Below are 15,666 nucleotides of genomic sequence, written 5' to 3' on the forward strand. Positions count from 1 at the left end.
CAGTGATCTTCAACGAAAGATCACTGTCTTGGTGGACGTTTCGCAACAGTCACTGAGGCGCGGGGACCCCGAGGTCCGGGACGCAGAGGATCTCAGGACCGCAGGATGCCCGGGACTCCAGGACGTGGGGCGCAGAGGACCGCAGGGTGCCGGGACCTGAGGATCCGGGACGCAGAGGACCGTGAGGCTTGGGGCACGGGGCCCGACCGGCCGCCCGCGGCCTGCGGGACCGCGGGCGGCGGGGACTACCGGGCGAGGTCCTCGACCGCGCCGGCCAGCTGGTCGACGGCCCAGACGAGGTCGTCCTCGGCGATGACGATCGGCGGGGCGAGGCGGATGGTGGAGCCGTGGGTGTCCTTGGCCAGGACGCCCCGGCGCATGAGCGCCTCGGAGATCTCCCGGCCGCTCCCGAGCGAGGGGTCGACGTCCACGCCGGCCCACAGGCCCCGCCCGCGTACGGCCACCACGCCCCGGCCGACCAGGGCGTTCAGCCGCTCGTGCAGCACGCCGCCCAGCTCCTTGGAGCGGGCCTGGTACTCCCCGGTGCCGAGGATGTCGATGACCGCGCACGCCACCGCGCAGGCGAGCGGGTTGCCGCCGAAGGTGGAGCCGTGCTGCCCCGGCCGGATCACGCCGAGGACATCGGCGTCGGCCGCGACGGCGGAGACGGGGACGACGCCGCCGCCCAGCGCCTTGCCCAGCACGTAGACGTCGGGGACGACGCCCTCGTGGTCGCAGGCGAAGGTCTCGCCGGTACGGCCCAGCCCGGACTGGATCTCGTCGGCGATCATCAGCACGTTGTGCTCGGTGCAGAGCTCGCGGACCTGCCTCAGGTAGCCGTCCGGCGGGACCAGCACGCCGGCCTCGCCCTGGATGGGCTCCAGCAGCACCGCGACCGTGTCGGCGTCGATCGCTTCGCGGATCGCCTCCACCGAGCCGTACTTCACGACCTTGAAGCCCGGCGTGTAGGGGCCGTAGCCGCCGCGCGCGTCGGGATCGGTGGAGAAGCTCACGATCGTCGTGGTGCGGCCGTGGAAGTTGTCCTCCATGACGATGATGTTCGCCCGGTCGCGGGCGACGCCCTTGACCTCGTAGCCCCACTTGCGGGCCGTCTTGATCGCGGTCTCCACGGCCTCGGCGCCGGTGTTCATCGGCAGGACCATGTCCTTGCCGGTGAGGTCGCCCAGCCCGGCGGCGAAGGCCGCGAACTGGTCGTGGAAGAAGGCGCGGCTGGTCAGGGTGAGCCTGCCGAGCTGCTCCCGCGCCGCTTCGATGATCTTCGTGTTCCCGTGCCCGAAGTTCAGCGCCGAGTAGCCGGACAGGCAGTCCAGGAACCGGCGCCCCTCGACGTCGGTGACCCAGGCGCCCTGCGCCTCGTGGATCACGACGGGGAGCGGGTGGTAGTTGTGCGCGCTGCGGCGCTCACTGAGCTCGATGAGCTCGGCCGTGGTGGTCATCGGTACGTCACCGTCTTCTCTGGTCCGCGGCCTCCGCCGCCCCCCGTTCATCCCCGGATCTCGAGCGTGCAGCACTTCGGGCCGCCGCCGGCCTTGCGGAGCTCGGACAGATCGACCGGTACGACCTCGAAGCCTGCGCGTCCGAGCGCGCTCCGCAGCCCCGCCGCCTCTTCGTTGATCACTACGTGGGTGCCGTCGCTGACCGCGTTGAGGCCCAGCACGGCCGCGTCGTCCTCACCGGCGATGACGGCGCCGGGGAAGAGGCGGCGCAGCACCTCCTGGCTCCCCGGGGAGAACGCGCCGGGGAAGTACGCCACGTTGTGCCCGTTCAGCGGGAAGAGGGCCGTGTCCAGGTGGTAGAAGCGCGGGTCCACCAGACGCAGGGTCACCACCGGGCGGCCGAGGAACTCCTGCGCCTCGAAGTGGGCGGCGATGTCGGTGCGGAATCCGGTCCCGGCCAGGATGACGTGGTCGAGGGTGAGGAAGTCGCCCTCGCCCTCGTTGGTGAAGGTCGCCTCGCGCACCTGGTCGTAGCCGTTGCGGACGAACCACTCCAGGTAGGCCGGGCCCTCGGCGGCGCGCTCGGGGTGCGCGAACCGCGCGCCGTACACCCGGCCGCCGACGACCAGCGCGCCGTTGGCCGCGAAGACCATGTCCGGCAGGCCCTCCACCGGGTCGATCAGGCTGACCCGGTGCCCCAGGGACTCGTAGGCGCTCCTGAGCGCCTCCCACTGCCGGATCGCAGCATCGCGGTCGGCGCCCGCGCCGGGGTCCATCCACGGGTTGATCGCGTACTCGACCGCGAAGTGCTCGGGCGGGCACATGAGGAAGTGCCGCGTCACGGTGGTCCCGCCCGCCGCGGGGAGCGGGGCCGCGGCCGCCGCGGGCGACGGCCCGGCGCCGGTGGTCACGGAGGCGGGGGGAAGGGGGTTCTCCCGGCCGAGCACCCCGGTGACTTCGCTGGCTGTGATGGCGCACCTCCACGGGAGGACGTGGTGTCAGGGACGGCAACAGCCTAGGAACGGGATCCGCGCAGGCCAAGGGGCCTGTCGTGCGCGCCGGCGCGGCTTTCGCGCGTCCTTCAGGCGAGGAACGGCGATTCGTTGCGCGGGGTGATCAGCGGGGCGTCGATCAGCCGGGAGAGCACGATGGAGCTCTTGGTCCGCACCACGAACGGCTCCGCGGCGATGCGCTCGATCACCCGCTCCACGTGGCGCACGTCCGTCGCCCGGATGTGCAGCAGCGCGTCGGCCTCCCCGGTGATCGTGCACGCCGAGACCACCTCGGGGTGCCGGGCCACGGCCACCCCGATCTCGGCGGGCGAGGTCTTGCCCGCGCAGAACAGCTCGACGTACGCCTCGGTGGTCCAGCCGAGCGCCGCGGGCTCCACCCGCGCGGTGAACCCGGTGATCGCCCCCGTCTCGCGCAACCGGTCCACCCGCCGTTTCACCGCCGACGCCGACAGGCCCACCCGCTGCCCGATCTCCGCGTAGGTGGCGCGGGCGTCCTCGACGAGCGCCCCGATGATGTCGCGATCCAGCCGGTCCAACTCCACGCTGCTTTGTAACACAGCCGCGCGGGCGGGCGGCGCGCGGCCGGGGTCCGGCCCGCGCCCCGGCGGGCGGCCGGGCTCGCGGTGGCCGCACGGCCCGGACCGGCTCGGACCGGCCGGGGTCGGCCGGTCCGGTGCCGCGGTCAGGCGGAGGTGCCGGCCGGGGCGGGCGCCGGCCCGGGGACCCCGGCGGCCCTGCGGGCGCGCAGGCCGAACGCGGTGACGACCACGGCCAGCACGGCGGCGGCGACCGGTACGGCGAGCGCTGTGCGGAGCGCGGCGAGCTCCGCCCCGGGTGATGCGCCGCCGCCCAGCGCCGCGACGTGGACGGCGGTCACCGCCGACAGGCCGAGGGCGGTGCCGAACTGGATCGCGGTGTACAGCAGGCCGCCGGCCAGGCCGTGCTCGCGTTCGTCGACGCCCTCGGTGGCCGCCATGGTCAGCGGCCCGTAGGCGAGGGAGAAGGCCAGCCCCAGCAGGGCCATGGTCGGCAGCATGGCGGCGTAGGTCCAGTCCGGCCCCACGGGCAGGAACAGCGCGTAGGCCAGGGCCGCCAGCAGCAGGCCGCCGAACAGCACCCGGACGTTGCCGAACCGGTTCACCAGCCGCGGGGTCAGGGTCGGGGCGAGGACGGTGTCGACGCCGACCACCAGCATCGCCAGACCCGTCTCCAGCGTGCTCCAGCCGCGCAGCTCCTGCAGGTACAGGGTGACCAGGAACTGGAAGCCGGCGAAGGAGCCGACGAACAGCAGCGCCCCCGCGTCGGCGCGCAGCAGCGGGCCCGAACGCAGGATGCCCAGCCGTACCAGCGGGTGGGCGGAGCGCCGCTCGATCACGGTGAAGGCGGCCAGCAGCGCCAGTCCTGCGGTGAACACCCCGGCCGTCACGCCCCCGCCGTTCCCGGGATGCTCCAGCCGGACCACTCCGTACACCAGCAGCAGCATCGCGCCGGTGATGCTGAACGCACCGGCCAGGTCGAAGCCGCCTGCCGGGCGCTCCGCGGCGGCCGGTTCCCGGACCAGGGGGACGGCGGCGAGCAGGATCACCGCCGACAGGATGACCGGTGCGAAGAACACCCACCGCCAGCCGAACGAGGCCAGCAGCCCGCCCGCGACCAGGCCCAGCGAGAACCCGCCCGCGGCCGTCCCCGCGTAGACCCCCAGCGCCCGGGTGCGCTGCGGGCCCTCGGGGAAGTTGCCGGTGACCAGCGCCAGCCCGGCCGGGGCCATGAAGGCGGCCGCGACCCCCGTGGCGAACCGGGCGACCAGCAGCATCCACCCCTCGGTGGCGAACCCGCCCAGGCCGGAGAAGACCAGGAAGACGGCCAGCCAGAACAGGAACATGCGGCGGCGGCCCAGCAGGTCGGCGGCGCGGCCGCCCAGCAGCATGAACCCGCCGTAGCCGAGGACGTAGGCGCTGACCACGCCGCTGAGCATCCCGGTGGACAGTCCCAGGTCGGCCCGGATCGACGGCAGCGCCACGTTCAGCATCGCCACGTCGATCCCCTCCAGGAAGATCGCCCCGCACAGCACGAGCAGCACGCTCCAGGCGCGCCCGTCCATGCGTCCGCCCACGGGTCCGTACGGGTGTCCGCTCACGGGTTCGTGCGCGTGCCGATCCGTGTGCCGGCCTGTGTGCCCGTGCGTGTGCTCGGGCGTGCGTCCGTCCGGCGCGGATCTCGATGCGGACATGTGCCGGCTCCTCTCGGAGATCGGGGACCGCCCCCCGGTTCTCCGGGTGACGGTCGGTTCCCTCTTGTTACCGGCAGCATCGTCGGACACCATGAAGCCATGGAAGAAGGCACTTCGAAGTCCCTCGGTCACTGCTGTGATACCGGCGACGACTACGACGTCCTCCAGTGGGACACCCGGGAGGACTGCGAGGTCCGGCAGATCCTCGACCGGGTGGCGGACAAGTGGTCCCTGCTGGTCATCGCCCTGCTCGACCGGCGCAGCCTGCGCTTCACCGAGCTGCGCCGTGAGATCGACGGGATCAGCCAGCGGATGCTCACCCGGACCCTGCGCCACCTGGAGCGCGACGGGCTGGTGAGCCGGACCGTGCACCCGACCGTGCCGCCGCGGGTGGACTACGAGCTCACGCCCCTGGGCGCGACCCTGCACGACACCATCCGCGCGCTGGTCACCTGGACCGAGGAGCACCAGAACGAGATCGCCGCCGCCCGCGCGGCGTACGACGTCCGGGAGGCGGCGGAGCGGCAGGCCGCGGAGCGGGCGGAGGCCGGGCGGGCGGCCGTCGCCCGGGACGTCCTCGCCGGCGGACGCTGAGCGGTCCTGCCGTACCCGAGTGGTCCTGCCGTACCCGAGTGGTCCTGCCGTACCCGAGTGGTCCTGCCGTACCCAGGCGGTCCTGGCGTGCCCAGGCGGACCGGCCTCTTCATACGGCGAGGGCCGCGGCGGCGCGCCGCGGCCCTCGGGGTCGTCGTACGGCGGGCGCCCTCCGGCGTCCGCTGCGGTTCGTCAGGCGGGTTCGGCCTCGCCGGTCGCCTGCTCCATGGCCTCCTCGGGGGAGGTCTCCAGGTCGTCGCTCTCCTGGGCCTTCGACGCCGACGCCTTGTCCAGCCGGACCCAGCTCGTCACGCTCTCGATGGCGAACAGCACGCCCAGGTAGAGCGTGAGCGCGGCCAGCACCCAGGTCAGCACGCCCAGCGCGGCGCCCGCCCCGAGCAGCAGGAGGCGGATCTCCCAGCCCAGACCGGCGCGGAACACCCAGTCGGGCGGCCAGATGCCCTGGCGGGTCCGGTAGACGGTGTCGTAGGTGTGGTAGCCGACGACGTAGAGCAGGACGAACAGCAGCCACTTGGGCGCGTCCGCGGCCAGGCCGACCAGGATGACGACCAGGAACTCGGTCGCCCGGATCAGCGGCGGCACCAGCCAGTCGAGCTTGCCCAGGTGGTCGCGGGCCGCGGTGGGCAGCACCAGCGCCACCATGACCAGCGCGGGGACGATCAGGACCGGGCCGTCGTCCAGCGTTCCGGCCACCGCCATCGCGACCACCACGAGCAGCGCGGCGAGGCAGGCCGGGACCGGGGGCAGGCCGGGGCCGACCGCGCGGCGCAGCGCGGTGACCAGCGGGCCGTCGTCGCGGTAGGCGAGCAGGCGTGCGGTCTGGATGCGCAGGCGCTCCTCGTAGGGGTCGGGAGCGGGGGTGGCCTGCGGCTGGGTGATCATGCGAGCGACCTCATCAGACGTCCGGTGAGCGAGTAGGTGGCCCCGATGCCGCCCCAGATGATCAACACGAGGAAGGTGATCCGGGCGTCGAAGAGGGCTCCGGTGATGGCGATGACGGCGAAGCGCTCACCGATCGGGAACACGATCATCTTGCGGGCCCAGTGCACGGCCCGGTACCTGCCGGCCTTGGTCCACATCTTCAGCAGGTTGCGGATCCCGCTGCTGCGCGCCGCCTTGCGCTGCTCCAGCGCGTCCCGGAGCGGGGTGTCGGGAGCGATCGAGAGCGGGATGGAGGGCAGCGGGGACGGGGGCCTGCGCCGGTTGGCCGCGCCGAAGGAGAAGTCCAGCAGGTGCTTGATGGACTGCAGGCCGAGCGCGACCAGCGCCAGGGTCCACACGTCGCCGACCCCGGAGACGGCCGCGCCGACCGCCAGGCCGGCGAAGACCACGTACTCCTTGAAGCGGTCGAAGGTGGCGTCCAGCCAGGCGCCGAGTACGCCGAACTTGCGGGCGTACCGCGCGACCTGGCCGTCCACGCAGTCGAAGACGAAGGCGAAGTAGATCAGGAGCCCGCCGGCCACCATGCCGGGGCGCTCGCCGGTGGCGAAGCACGCCGCCGACGCCACGCCCAGGGCGATCGAGATCAGCGTGACCTGGTTGGGCGTCAGCCCGCGCCGGGCCGCCCAGCGGGCGATGTAGCGCGAGTAGGTGCTGACGAAGAAGGTGGTGAAGAAGCCGTCGGCGCCCTTGACCGCGTTGTTCAGCCGGGCCTTGTCCTCGTCGAACCCGGCCATGTCCGCCACGGCCTGGTCGGCTTCGGACCGTTCGGTGATGCGGCGGTAGAACAGGTCGCGGCGGCCGCGGATGCCGACCGAGACGCCGCGCCGTACCAGGCCCAGCACCAGCAGCTGGACCAGGTCGTCCTCCGGGCCGAGCAGGTGCGCCATGTCGGCGAGCTCGCGGGCCGCCTCGGCCAGCGTCGGCGCGTGCTTGACGTGCACGTGCAGCGGGCCGAGCAGGACGGCGTTGGGCCGGGTCACCGCGTGGTAGGCCGAGCCGACCGAGATCACGCGGGACTTGGCCGCGCGGACCCGGACCGGCAGGCCCTCGAGGACCCGGTCGCCGATCTCGGGCTGGGCCTCGTCGATGGGGACGTTCGGGACGACGGCGTCGCCGTTCTCGTCCTCCTCTCGGGGCTCCTTGACGATCAGCGCGAGCGCGCCGCGCTTCGACTTGGTGATCTGGTAGATCAGCTCGTCGTGGATCAGGGAGTCGGCGGGGAGGATGAGCAGGTTCTCCGTGGCGTGCTCGACCGCCTCGGCGACGGCGCGCAGGTCGCCTGCGAGGTCGGAGGTCTCGACGAGCGTGCCAGGGAAACCCCGGTAGGCCGTGGCGTCGCCCGAGCGGGCGATCGTCACCGGCGCGGAGTCGAGCGAGGCGAGCTGGCCGTGCAGCTTGCCGATCACCGTGGGGCAGCCGGGAAGCGCGGGCAGAGTCAGCGCGGCGGACGGCGTCGACTGGCCGGGGGCGGCATCAGGGCCGGGCGATGAGCCCAGCAGGACCACGCGGGGCATGGCACCCTTTCGTGCGGGGGTGAGGTGGAACCGGGTCGAACATGGCGGGAAAGTTCGCCAGAGGCCAAAGTTTAGTGAGTCCCGAGTGAACAACACGCACTCGTGACCCATCCGTACTCCATGATCATTGACGGAGGCCTGCCGGGCCGGGTCTCCCCCTAGACTGGGCGGGTGAGCCTCTACCGTGACGAGGGCGTCGTGCTGCGCACCCACAAGCTGGGCGAGGCCGACCGCATCATCACGGTCCTCACCAAGCGGACGGGCAAGATCCGGGGCGTGGCCAAGGGCGTCCGGCGCACCACCTCCCGCTTCGGCGCCCGGCTGGAGCCCTTCACCCATGTCGACCTCCAGCTGCACACCGGCCGCACGCTGGACGTGGTCGCCCAGGTCGAGACCATCAGGCCGTACGGCGAGGCGCTCATCGCCGACTACCCGCGCTACACCGCCGGCAGCGCGATGCTGGAGACGGCCGACCGGCTGATCATGGGGGAGAAGGAGCCCGCCCTCCGCCAGTTCCTGCTGCTCGTCGGGGGCCTGCGGGCGCTGTCGGCGGGGGAGCACGAGGCCAGGCTGGTGCTGGACGCCTACTTCCTGCGCTCGCTGGCCGTGGCCGGATACGCCCCCGCGCTGGTGGAGTGCGCCCGGTGCGAGGGCACCGCCGTGCGGGCGTTCGCCATCGTGGCGGGCGGCGCGGTGTGCGGAAACTGCCGCCCGGCCGGCGCCGCGGTGCCCGCGGGGGAGACCCTCGCCCTGATGAACGCCCTCCTCAAGGGCGACTGGCCCGCCGCGGACGCCTCCGCGGCCCGGCACCGGGCCGAGTGCAGCGGCCTGGTCGCCGCCTATCTCCAGTGGCACCTCGAACACGGCATACGCTCTCTGCGACACGTAGAAAGGGAGCCCGCAACGTGAACGTCCGTCCCCCCGCCCCCCACCCCTCCGGCGCCGTCCCGCCGCCGATCCCGCGCGACCTCGTCCCCCGGCACGTCGCGATCGTGATGGACGGCAACGGCCGGTGGGCCAAGCAGCGCGGCCTGCCGCGCACCGAGGGGCACAAGGCGGGTGAGGCGTCGCTCTTCGACGTGATCGAGGGCGCGATCGAGCTGGGCATCCCCTACCTGTCGGCCTACGCCTTCTCCACCGAGAACTGGAAGCGCTCGCCCGACGAGGTGCGCTTCCTGATGGGGTTCAACCGCGACGTCATCCGCCGCCGCCGCGACCAGCTGCACGCCATGGGCGTGCGGGTCCGCTGGGCCGGCCGTCCCGGGCGGCTGTGGAAGAGCGTCATCTCGGAGCTGCAGGACGCCGAGGAGATGACCGAGCGCAACTCCACGCTGACCCTGCAGTTCTGCGTCAACTACGGCGGCCGGGCCGAGATCGTGGACGCCGCGCTCAGACTGGCCGAGGACATCGCCGCCGGGCGGGTCAAGCCGGGCCGGGTGAAGGAGGAGACCTTCGCCCGCTACCTGGACGAGCCGCAGATCCCCGACGTGGACCTGTTCGTGCGCTCCTCCGGAGAGCAGCGCACCTCCAACTTCCTGCTCTGGCAGTCGGCCTACGCCGAGATGGTCTTCCTCAACCGGCTCTGGCCGGACTTCGACCGCCGCGACCTGTGGGAGGCGTGCGAGACCTACGCCAAGCGCGACCGCAGGTACGGCGGGGCGGTCCCCAACGAGGTGCGCTGACCTCCCCGCACAGGTCAGCGGTCTTGTGGGCCCCTCCCGGCGGTGTGAGACTGGAACTGACGAGAGGGGGACGTCATGATCGAGGTGAAGAGCGTCGACAAGCCGGACGAGCGCCGCGACTTTCCGATGGGGCACCTGGACGTCTGCGACCTGGAGGGGCTGACCTTCGGCGTCGCCACGTTCGAGCCCGGATGGCGCTGGTCGGAGTCCGTCAAGCCGATCGCCGGGACCGACTCGTGCCGGGTCCGCCACAACGGGTTCGTCGTAAAGGGCCGGTTGTGCATCCGGATGGACGACGGCGAGGAGGCCGAGGTGGGACCCGGCGACGTCTTCGTCTGCGATCCCGGGCACGACGCCTGGGTCGTCGGCGACGAGCAGACCGTGGTGTTCGACTTCGCCGGCGGGGCCGCGGAGTACGCCAGGGCGCCGGCCCGGTGATCTGAGCCGGTGATCCGCCGGCAGTACGGGCCGAGGGCGCCGAGGGACACCCGGTCGCCGACGCCGCGGGGATGCCGGTCCGCTGCTGCCGGCGCGGTCCCCGGCAGCGCCGCGCCTTCGAGACGCGCAGGTGATGACCGCGGCGCACCTCACCAGTGCACCTCACCGGGGCGCATCACCAGGGCACTTCGCCGGCGTCCTCGAAGAACTTGCCGGTCGGGCCGTCGTCGGGCAGAGTCGCGAGTCCGACGGCGATCGCCGCGCCCTGCTCGGGGGTGCGCACGCCGCGGAAGCCGTTGAGATCGGTCGCGACGAAGCCGGGGCAGCAGGCGTTGATCAGGATGTTCGTGCCGCTCAGCTCCCGGGCGTACTGGAGGGTGACGGCGTTCAGGAACGTCTTCGACGGCGCGTACGCCGCGGACACCGGGCCCGTCGTCTGCTCACCGCCGGGTCCCGATTGCCGGGTGAGGGAGCCGACGCTGCTGGACATGTTCACGATCCGCGGTGAGGCGGAGCGGCGCAGCAGCGGCAACATCGCGTTGGTGACGCGGATGACGCCGATCACGTTGGTCTCCACGACCGTCCGGACGACGGCGGGATCGACCCGGGTGGGCTCCTGCGGCACGCCGCCGGTGATGGCCGCGTTGTTGACGAGCACGTCGAGGCGCCCGGCCTGCTCCTCGATCAGCCGTGCGGCGGCGGTCGCGCTCGCGTCGTCGGTCACGTCCAGCGGTACACCGAACGCGTCGACGCCGGCCGCGCGCAGCTTCTCCACCGCGGCCTCCCTGCGCCGATCGTCGCGGGCGCCGACGCCGACGCTCCAGCCGAGGGCGCCCAGGCCCGCCGCGATCTCGTATCCGATTCCCTTGTTCGCGCCGGTGACCAGCGCGGTCGTGTGTTCGCTCATGGGAGCGATACTGCCGCCGGCCCTGGCGAGGGGTCCAACACCGATCGGCTGAGCATCGATACCGCGCGGGTATCGATGCTGGATAGCATGACCGGGTGGAGACCCGGGAACTGCGTTACTTCGTCGCCGTCGCCGAAGAGCTGCACTTCGGGCGCGCCGCGCAGCGACTCGGGATGGCACAGCCGCCTCTGTCACGGGCGATCCAGCAGCTCGAACGCCGGCTCGGGGCGGCGCTGCTGGACCGGACCAGCCGCACCGTCACGCTGACCGAGGCCGGCGCGGTGCTGCTGGCCGAGGGCCGGGCGGCCCTCGAGGCGGTCGACGCCGCCGAGCTCCGGACCCGCCGCGCCGCCCTCGCCGCGACCGGCCGTTCGGGCCTGGTTCTGGTCGCGAAAGCCGGCGCGTCCAGCGAACTGCTGGCGAAACTGCTCGACGCCTACGCCGCCGAACCCGGCGCGGTCTCCGTCGACGTCGTCCTGTGCGGCCCGGGCGAGCAGGAGCGGCTGCTGCGCGAGGGCCGGGCCGACGTGGCGCTGCTGCACCGGCCGTTCGACTCGACGGCCGGGTTCGACACCGAAGAGCTCATTACGGAGCGCCAGGTCGTGGTCCTGCCGGCCGGGCATCCGCTCGCCCTCCGGGAGCACGTGCACATGGCCGACATCGCCGTGCTGCCCGACCTGCCCCTGCCGCGCTGGCCCGACTCCGGCGGCGCCTACCCGCCCGGCCCCGGCCCGCAGGTCCGTGACCACACGCAGCTGCTGCAACTGGTCGCGCTCGGCCGCGCGTGCATGATCCTGCCGGAGTCGTGCCGGGCCCGATTGCACGGTGACCTGGCCGCCGTGCCCGTGCTGGACGCGCCGACGGTCACCACCGTGATCGCCTGGCCGCCGCACAGTCGGTCCAGAGCCGTCGCCGACCTCGTCAGGACCGCGGCACGTCTCTAGCGGCCGCCTCATCGGCGGCCCCGGTCCGGGCCGCCCCCTGCCGCAGGGCCCTTCTTGACGGACGCGTGCGGCTCCGGGACGGGCGGGCGGCGGCTCAGGCGCGGCGGCGGGCCCGGTAGGCGGCCACGTGCATGCGGTTGCCGCAGGTACGGCTGTCGCAGTAGACCCTGGAGCGGTTGCGGGACTCGTCGACGAAGACGCGCTCGCAGTCGGGGGCCGAGCAGGTGCGCAGGCGCTCCCACTCGCCCTCGACCAGCAGGTGCGCCAGGGCCACGCCGAGGTCGGCCGCCAGGTGCTCGCCGAGGGAGGCGCCCGGGGCGAAGTAGTGGACGTGCAGGGAGTGGCCGTCGTGCTCGGTCAGGCGCGGGGTGATGCGGGTCTCGCTCAGCAGGGTGTTCAGCCGGATCACGGCGGTGGCCTGGTCGGGCGCGGTGAAGACCTTGTGGAAGGCCTCGCGGAGGGCCCGGACCTGGCCCAGGTCGGCCGCGCCGAGCTCGCCGACGCCGCTGATCTGCCAGCGGTCCACGAATTCGCCGAGCCCGTCCAGGCTGTCCAGCCGGTCCTCGCCCCCGGTCGAGGGGGAGGTGTTGACCAGGTCGACGGCGGTGGCGAGCGAGTGCACCATGTCATGTCCGAATGGCATGTCGACTCCTGTTCGGTGCGGGGTTCGGCGTGGTCGCACGTACGGCGGCCCGCCGTCCCGGAAGCGTATCTCTCCGGGACGGCCCCGCGGCCTTCCGTCACCGGACATCACCGCATCGGTTTCACCGGACATCACCGCATCGGTTTCACCGGACATCACCGCATCGGTTTCACCGGACATCACCGCGCCGGTTCATCGCGCCGGTTCCACGGCGTCGGACCGGGGCGCCGGGGACCGGAGCGGTCACGGGGCCGGCCGCCTCCGTCCCCGCGGGCGGGGCCGCTCAGGACCGCGCGGCGGTGGAGCAGGACGAGCAGGTGCCGAAGACCTCGACCGTGTGTGTGATCTCGGTGAAACCGTGCTCGCTGCCGACCGCCTCGGCCCAGCGCTCCACGGCGGGCCCGGCCACCTCGACCGTCCGCCCGCAGCGGCGGCAGACCAGATGGTGGTGGTGGTCGCCGCTGGCGCACGCCCGGTAGACCGACTCGCCGTCGTCGGTGCGCAGGACGTCCACGTGGCCCTTGTCGGCCAGCGCCTGCAGCGCCCGGTAGACGGTGGTCAGCCCGATCTTGGCGCCTTCCGCGCGCATCTCGGCGTAGACGTCCTGCGCGCTGCGGAAGCCCTCGCTCTGGCGGAGGATCTCGTGTACGGCGTCGCGTCTGTTGCTCATGGGCGGGACTCCTGAGGTCGGCTTCGGCGTACGAATCTACCGAGCCCGAGGGCCAGGACGAACCCTCCCAGCGCGACGAGCACGATCAGCGCACCCGGCGGCGCCTCGACGTAGAAGGAGGTGGTGAGGCCGCCGACCGTGGCGACCACCCCGGAGGCCATGGCCAGCAGCATGGTGCTGCGGAACCCCCGGGTGAGCTGCTGGCCGGTCGCCACCGGGACCACCATCAGGGCGCTCACCAGCAGCAGCCCGACCACCCGCATGGCGATGACCACGGTCAGCGCCGCGGTGACGGCGATCAGCAGGCTGAGGAGGCGGACCGGCAGGCCTGCGGCCTTGGCGACCTCCTCGTCCTGGCAGAGGACGAACAGCTCCCGGCCGAAGACCGCCACCACGCCGAGCACCGCGACCGCGAGGGCGCCGATCACCCACACGTCCTGGAGGGTGACGGTGCTGATCGAGCCGAACAGGTAGGACATGAGGGTGGAGTTGCTCCCGCCGGGGGCGAGCGAGATGAGCAGCACGCCTCCGGCGATCCCGCCGTAGAACAGCAGGGCCAGCGCCACGTCGCCGCTGGTCCTGCCGCGTGCGCGGACCAGCTCGATGGCGACGGCGCCCAGCACCGAGACGAGCACGGCGGTCAGCACGGGGGCGGTGCCGGTGAGGAAGCCGAGCGCCACACCGGTCAGCGCGACGTGCCCGATGCCGTCGCCCAGCAGGGCCAGGCGGCGCTGCACGATGAAGGTGCCGACGGCCGGGGCGGTCAGGCCGATGAGGAGCGCCGCGATCATGGCCCGCTGCATGAAGTCGTACTGGAGCAGGTCGATCACGAGGTGGGTCTCCACTCCAGGGGGCTCGCCGGGGGCTCCTCGGCGTGCGGGTGCACGTGGTCGTGGCCGGGCAGCGCGTGCGCGCCGACCGCGTGCGGCGGCGGGCCGTCGTGGCAGACGCAGCCGTCGCGCAGGACCACCGCGCGGGTGATCAGGGGCTCCAGCGGGCCCAGCTCGTGGGCGACCAGCACGACCGTCCTGCCCTGGGCCACGAGCCCGGCGAGGGTGTCGGCCAGCAGCTGCTGGCTGGCCGCGTCCACGCCGGCCGTGGGCTCGTCCATGACGAAGGTGTCGGGCTCCCCGGCCAGGGCACGGGCGATCAGCACCCGCTGCTGCTGCCCGCCGGACAGCGCCTGCACCGGGTCTCCCGCCCGGTCGGCCAGGCCGACGGCCTCCAGGGCCCGCGTGGTCGCGGCGGTGTCGGCCGCGCTCGTCGGGCGCAGCCGGCGCTGCCGTGCGATCCGCCCGGAGGCGACGACCTCGCGGATCGTGGACGGCACGCCGCCGCCCACGGAGAGCCGCTGGGGCACGTAACCGATCCGCCACCAGTCGCGGAACCGGGCGGGCGGCGCGCCGTACAGGAGGGTGGAGCCCCCGGACAGGGGGGTCAGGCCGAGCAGGGCGCGGACGAGGGTGGACTTGCCCGACCCGTTCGCGCCGAGGACGGCCACCACCTCGCCGGAGCGGACGGTCAGGTCGATCCCGCGCAGCACCGGGCGGCGGTCCAGGCTGACCTGGCCGCCGCGCATGGTGAACGCTTCTTCTCTATCTGTCACGTGGTGCCTTCACGAGCAGCTGAGCGCCTTCTTGAGGGTGGTGAGGTTCTGCCGCATGGCGGACAGGTAGTCGCCGTCCGCCGGCCGGCTCTCGATCGGGTCGAGGACCGCGGTGGTGGCGCCGACCTCCTGGGCGAGAACCTCGGCGACCTTCGGGCTGACGAGGGTCTCGGTGAAAATGGTAGTCACTTTTTCCCGTTTGGCGATTTCGGCCACCTCGGCCAGGCGCGCGGGGGAGGGCTCGGCGTCCGGATCGACGCTGATCCCGACCTGCTTGAGCTTGTAGCGGTCGGCGAGGTAGCCGAAGGCCTCGTGGCCGGTGACGATGGAGCGCGAGGCGCAGTCGGCCAGGCCCTGGGCCAGTTCGCCGTCCAGAGCGGTGAGGTCGGCGGCGGCCTTCGCGGCGCGCTCCCGGTAGTCCGCGGCGCGGGCCGGGTCGGCGGCGGCCAGCTTCTCGCCCAGCCGGGTCGCGACGGTGGCGAACCGGCTCGGGTCGAGCCAGAGGTGCGGGTCGTAGGAGACGTCGGAGGCGCCGTGCCCGTGCTCCTCCTCGGCGTGGTCCTCCTCGGCGTGGCCCTCCTCCGCGTGCTCCTCGGCGGCGAGGGTCTTGACCAGGGTGGCGGCGTCGAAGCCCCGGTCGGCGGCGTGCTGCTCGACCGCCTCGTCCACGGCGGGCTGCACGCCCTTGACGTAGGCCACCAGGGAGGTCTTCTCCAGCCCCGCCACCTGGGCGGGCGTCAGCTCCAGGTCGTGCGGTTCGACGCCGGGCTCGGCCAGGCCGATGACGGTGACGTCGCCTCCTCCCACCCGCTCGGCCAGCCACTGCAGGGGGTACAGGGCCGCGGTGACCTCGGGGCGGCCTCCCCCCGCGCCGCCGGTGCCGCCGGCCGATTCGGCGGCACCGGAGCCGCAGGCGGCGGTGGCGGCGAGGAGGGCGGTCCCGGTGAGCAGGCTGGCTGCGCGCATGCGGATACGTCGGGAGGAGTCGGACATCATGTCCAACAG

Annotated in this window: 17 protein-coding genes; 5 read left to right on the plus strand and 12 right to left on the minus strand. The window is 73.1% G+C overall.

The window, feature by feature from the left end; genetic code table 11:
• Positions 1-245: 245 nt before the first annotated feature.
• The 4 genes from rocD to IEZ07_RS00020 form a co-directional block, all read right to left on the minus strand.
• Complete coding sequence (gene rocD, locus IEZ07_RS00005; protein WP_068896866.1) at positions 246-1,457, minus strand: ornithine--oxo-acid transaminase; 1,212 nt, start codon at positions 1,455-1,457, stop codon at positions 246-248.
• A 47-nt stretch (positions 1,458-1,504) separates the two neighbouring features.
• Complete coding sequence (ddaH, locus tag IEZ07_RS00010) at positions 1,505-2,281, minus strand: dimethylargininase (protein ID WP_191893344.1); 777 nt, start codon at positions 2,279-2,281, stop codon at positions 1,505-1,507.
• Between the two features lie 257 nt (positions 2,282-2,538).
• Positions 2,539-3,012: an Lrp/AsnC family transcriptional regulator gene (locus tag IEZ07_RS00015; RefSeq protein ID WP_068896865.1), complete on the minus strand. Its 474-nt coding sequence runs from the start codon at positions 3,010-3,012 to the stop codon at positions 2,539-2,541.
• Between the two features lie 140 nt (positions 3,013-3,152).
• Entirely contained in the window at positions 3,153-4,583 is a 1,431-nt protein-coding gene (locus IEZ07_RS00020) for an MFS transporter (protein ID WP_301549293.1), read from the minus strand.
• A 216-nt stretch (positions 4,584-4,799) separates the two neighbouring features.
• Here IEZ07_RS00020 and IEZ07_RS00025 point away from each other — a divergent pair, with 216 nt between their 5' ends.
• Entirely contained in the window at positions 4,800-5,294 is a 495-nt protein-coding gene (locus IEZ07_RS00025; protein ID WP_191892909.1) for a winged helix-turn-helix transcriptional regulator, read from the plus strand.
• A gap of 192 nt (positions 5,295-5,486) precedes the next feature.
• On the opposite strand, the gene IEZ07_RS00030 is transcribed toward IEZ07_RS00025, so the two are convergent.
• On the minus strand, positions 5,487-6,197 hold the full coding sequence (locus tag IEZ07_RS00030; protein WP_191892910.1) for a DUF5941 domain-containing protein: 711 nt from the start codon (positions 6,195-6,197) through the stop codon (positions 5,487-5,489).
• Entirely contained in the window at positions 6,194-7,771 is a 1,578-nt protein-coding gene (locus tag IEZ07_RS00035) for a CDP-alcohol phosphatidyltransferase family protein (protein WP_191892911.1), read from the minus strand. The genes IEZ07_RS00030 and IEZ07_RS00035 overlap by 4 nt, the downstream gene beginning before the upstream one ends.
• A gap of 171 nt (positions 7,772-7,942) precedes the next feature.
• Here IEZ07_RS00035 and recO point away from each other — a divergent pair, with 171 nt between their 5' ends.
• From recO to IEZ07_RS00050, 3 genes are all read left to right on the plus strand, one after another.
• On the plus strand, positions 7,943-8,680 hold the full coding sequence (gene recO, locus IEZ07_RS00040) for a DNA repair protein RecO (protein WP_191892912.1): 738 nt from the start codon (positions 7,943-7,945) through the stop codon (positions 8,678-8,680).
• On the plus strand, positions 8,677-9,453 hold the full coding sequence (locus IEZ07_RS00045; protein WP_068896860.1) for an isoprenyl transferase: 777 nt from the start codon (positions 8,677-8,679) through the stop codon (positions 9,451-9,453). Before recO ends, IEZ07_RS00045 begins: the two co-directional genes overlap by 4 nt.
• Positions 9,454-9,528: 75 nt before the next feature.
• The gene (locus IEZ07_RS00050) at positions 9,529-9,891 is read left to right on the plus strand and encodes a cupin domain-containing protein (protein WP_191892913.1); all 363 of its coding nucleotides are present in this window, start codon (positions 9,529-9,531) and stop codon (positions 9,889-9,891) included.
• 175 nt (positions 9,892-10,066) lie between these two features.
• Here IEZ07_RS00050 and IEZ07_RS00055 read toward each other — a convergent pair whose 3' ends face one another.
• Positions 10,067-10,798, minus strand: coding sequence for an SDR family oxidoreductase (locus tag IEZ07_RS00055; RefSeq protein ID WP_191892914.1), 732 nt, complete (start codon positions 10,796-10,798; stop codon positions 10,067-10,069).
• A 95-nt stretch (positions 10,799-10,893) separates the two neighbouring features.
• On the opposite strand from IEZ07_RS00055, the gene IEZ07_RS00060 reads away from it, so the two are divergent.
• Positions 10,894-11,742: a LysR family transcriptional regulator gene (locus IEZ07_RS00060; protein WP_191892915.1), complete on the plus strand. Its 849-nt coding sequence runs from the start codon at positions 10,894-10,896 to the stop codon at positions 11,740-11,742.
• A 94-nt stretch (positions 11,743-11,836) separates the two neighbouring features.
• On the opposite strand, the gene IEZ07_RS00065 is transcribed toward IEZ07_RS00060, so the two are convergent.
• The 5 genes from IEZ07_RS00065 to IEZ07_RS00085 all read right to left on the minus strand — a co-directional run bounded on the left by IEZ07_RS00065 (position 11,837) and on the right by IEZ07_RS00085 (position 15,627).
• On the minus strand, positions 11,837-12,385 hold the full coding sequence (locus IEZ07_RS00065) for a CGNR zinc finger domain-containing protein (protein ID WP_068896857.1): 549 nt from the start codon (positions 12,383-12,385) through the stop codon (positions 11,837-11,839).
• A 283-nt stretch (positions 12,386-12,668) separates the two neighbouring features.
• Positions 12,669-13,055 (minus strand): Fur family transcriptional regulator, encoded by a 387-nt coding sequence (locus tag IEZ07_RS00070; protein WP_068896856.1) that lies wholly within the window; start codon positions 13,053-13,055, stop codon positions 12,669-12,671.
• A complete protein-coding gene (locus tag IEZ07_RS00075) occupies positions 13,052-13,885 on the minus strand; it encodes a metal ABC transporter permease (protein ID WP_068897080.1) in 834 nt (277 codons plus the stop codon). The genes IEZ07_RS00070 and IEZ07_RS00075 overlap by 4 nt, the downstream gene beginning before the upstream one ends.
• On the minus strand, positions 13,882-14,634 hold the full coding sequence (locus IEZ07_RS00080) for a metal ABC transporter ATP-binding protein (RefSeq protein WP_191893346.1): 753 nt from the start codon (positions 14,632-14,634) through the stop codon (positions 13,882-13,884). Before IEZ07_RS00080 ends, IEZ07_RS00075 begins: the two co-directional genes overlap by 4 nt.
• 36 nt (positions 14,635-14,670) lie before the next feature.
• Positions 14,671-15,627 (minus strand): metal ABC transporter substrate-binding protein, encoded by a 957-nt coding sequence (locus IEZ07_RS00085; RefSeq protein ID WP_239319191.1) that lies wholly within the window; start codon positions 15,625-15,627, stop codon positions 14,671-14,673.
• Positions 15,628-15,666 lie beyond the last annotated feature (39 nt).

It is taken from the genome of Planomonospora parontospora (assembly GCA_014647935.1).
Lineage (GTDB): Bacteria > Actinomycetota > Actinomycetes > Streptosporangiales > Streptosporangiaceae > Planomonospora > Planomonospora parontospora.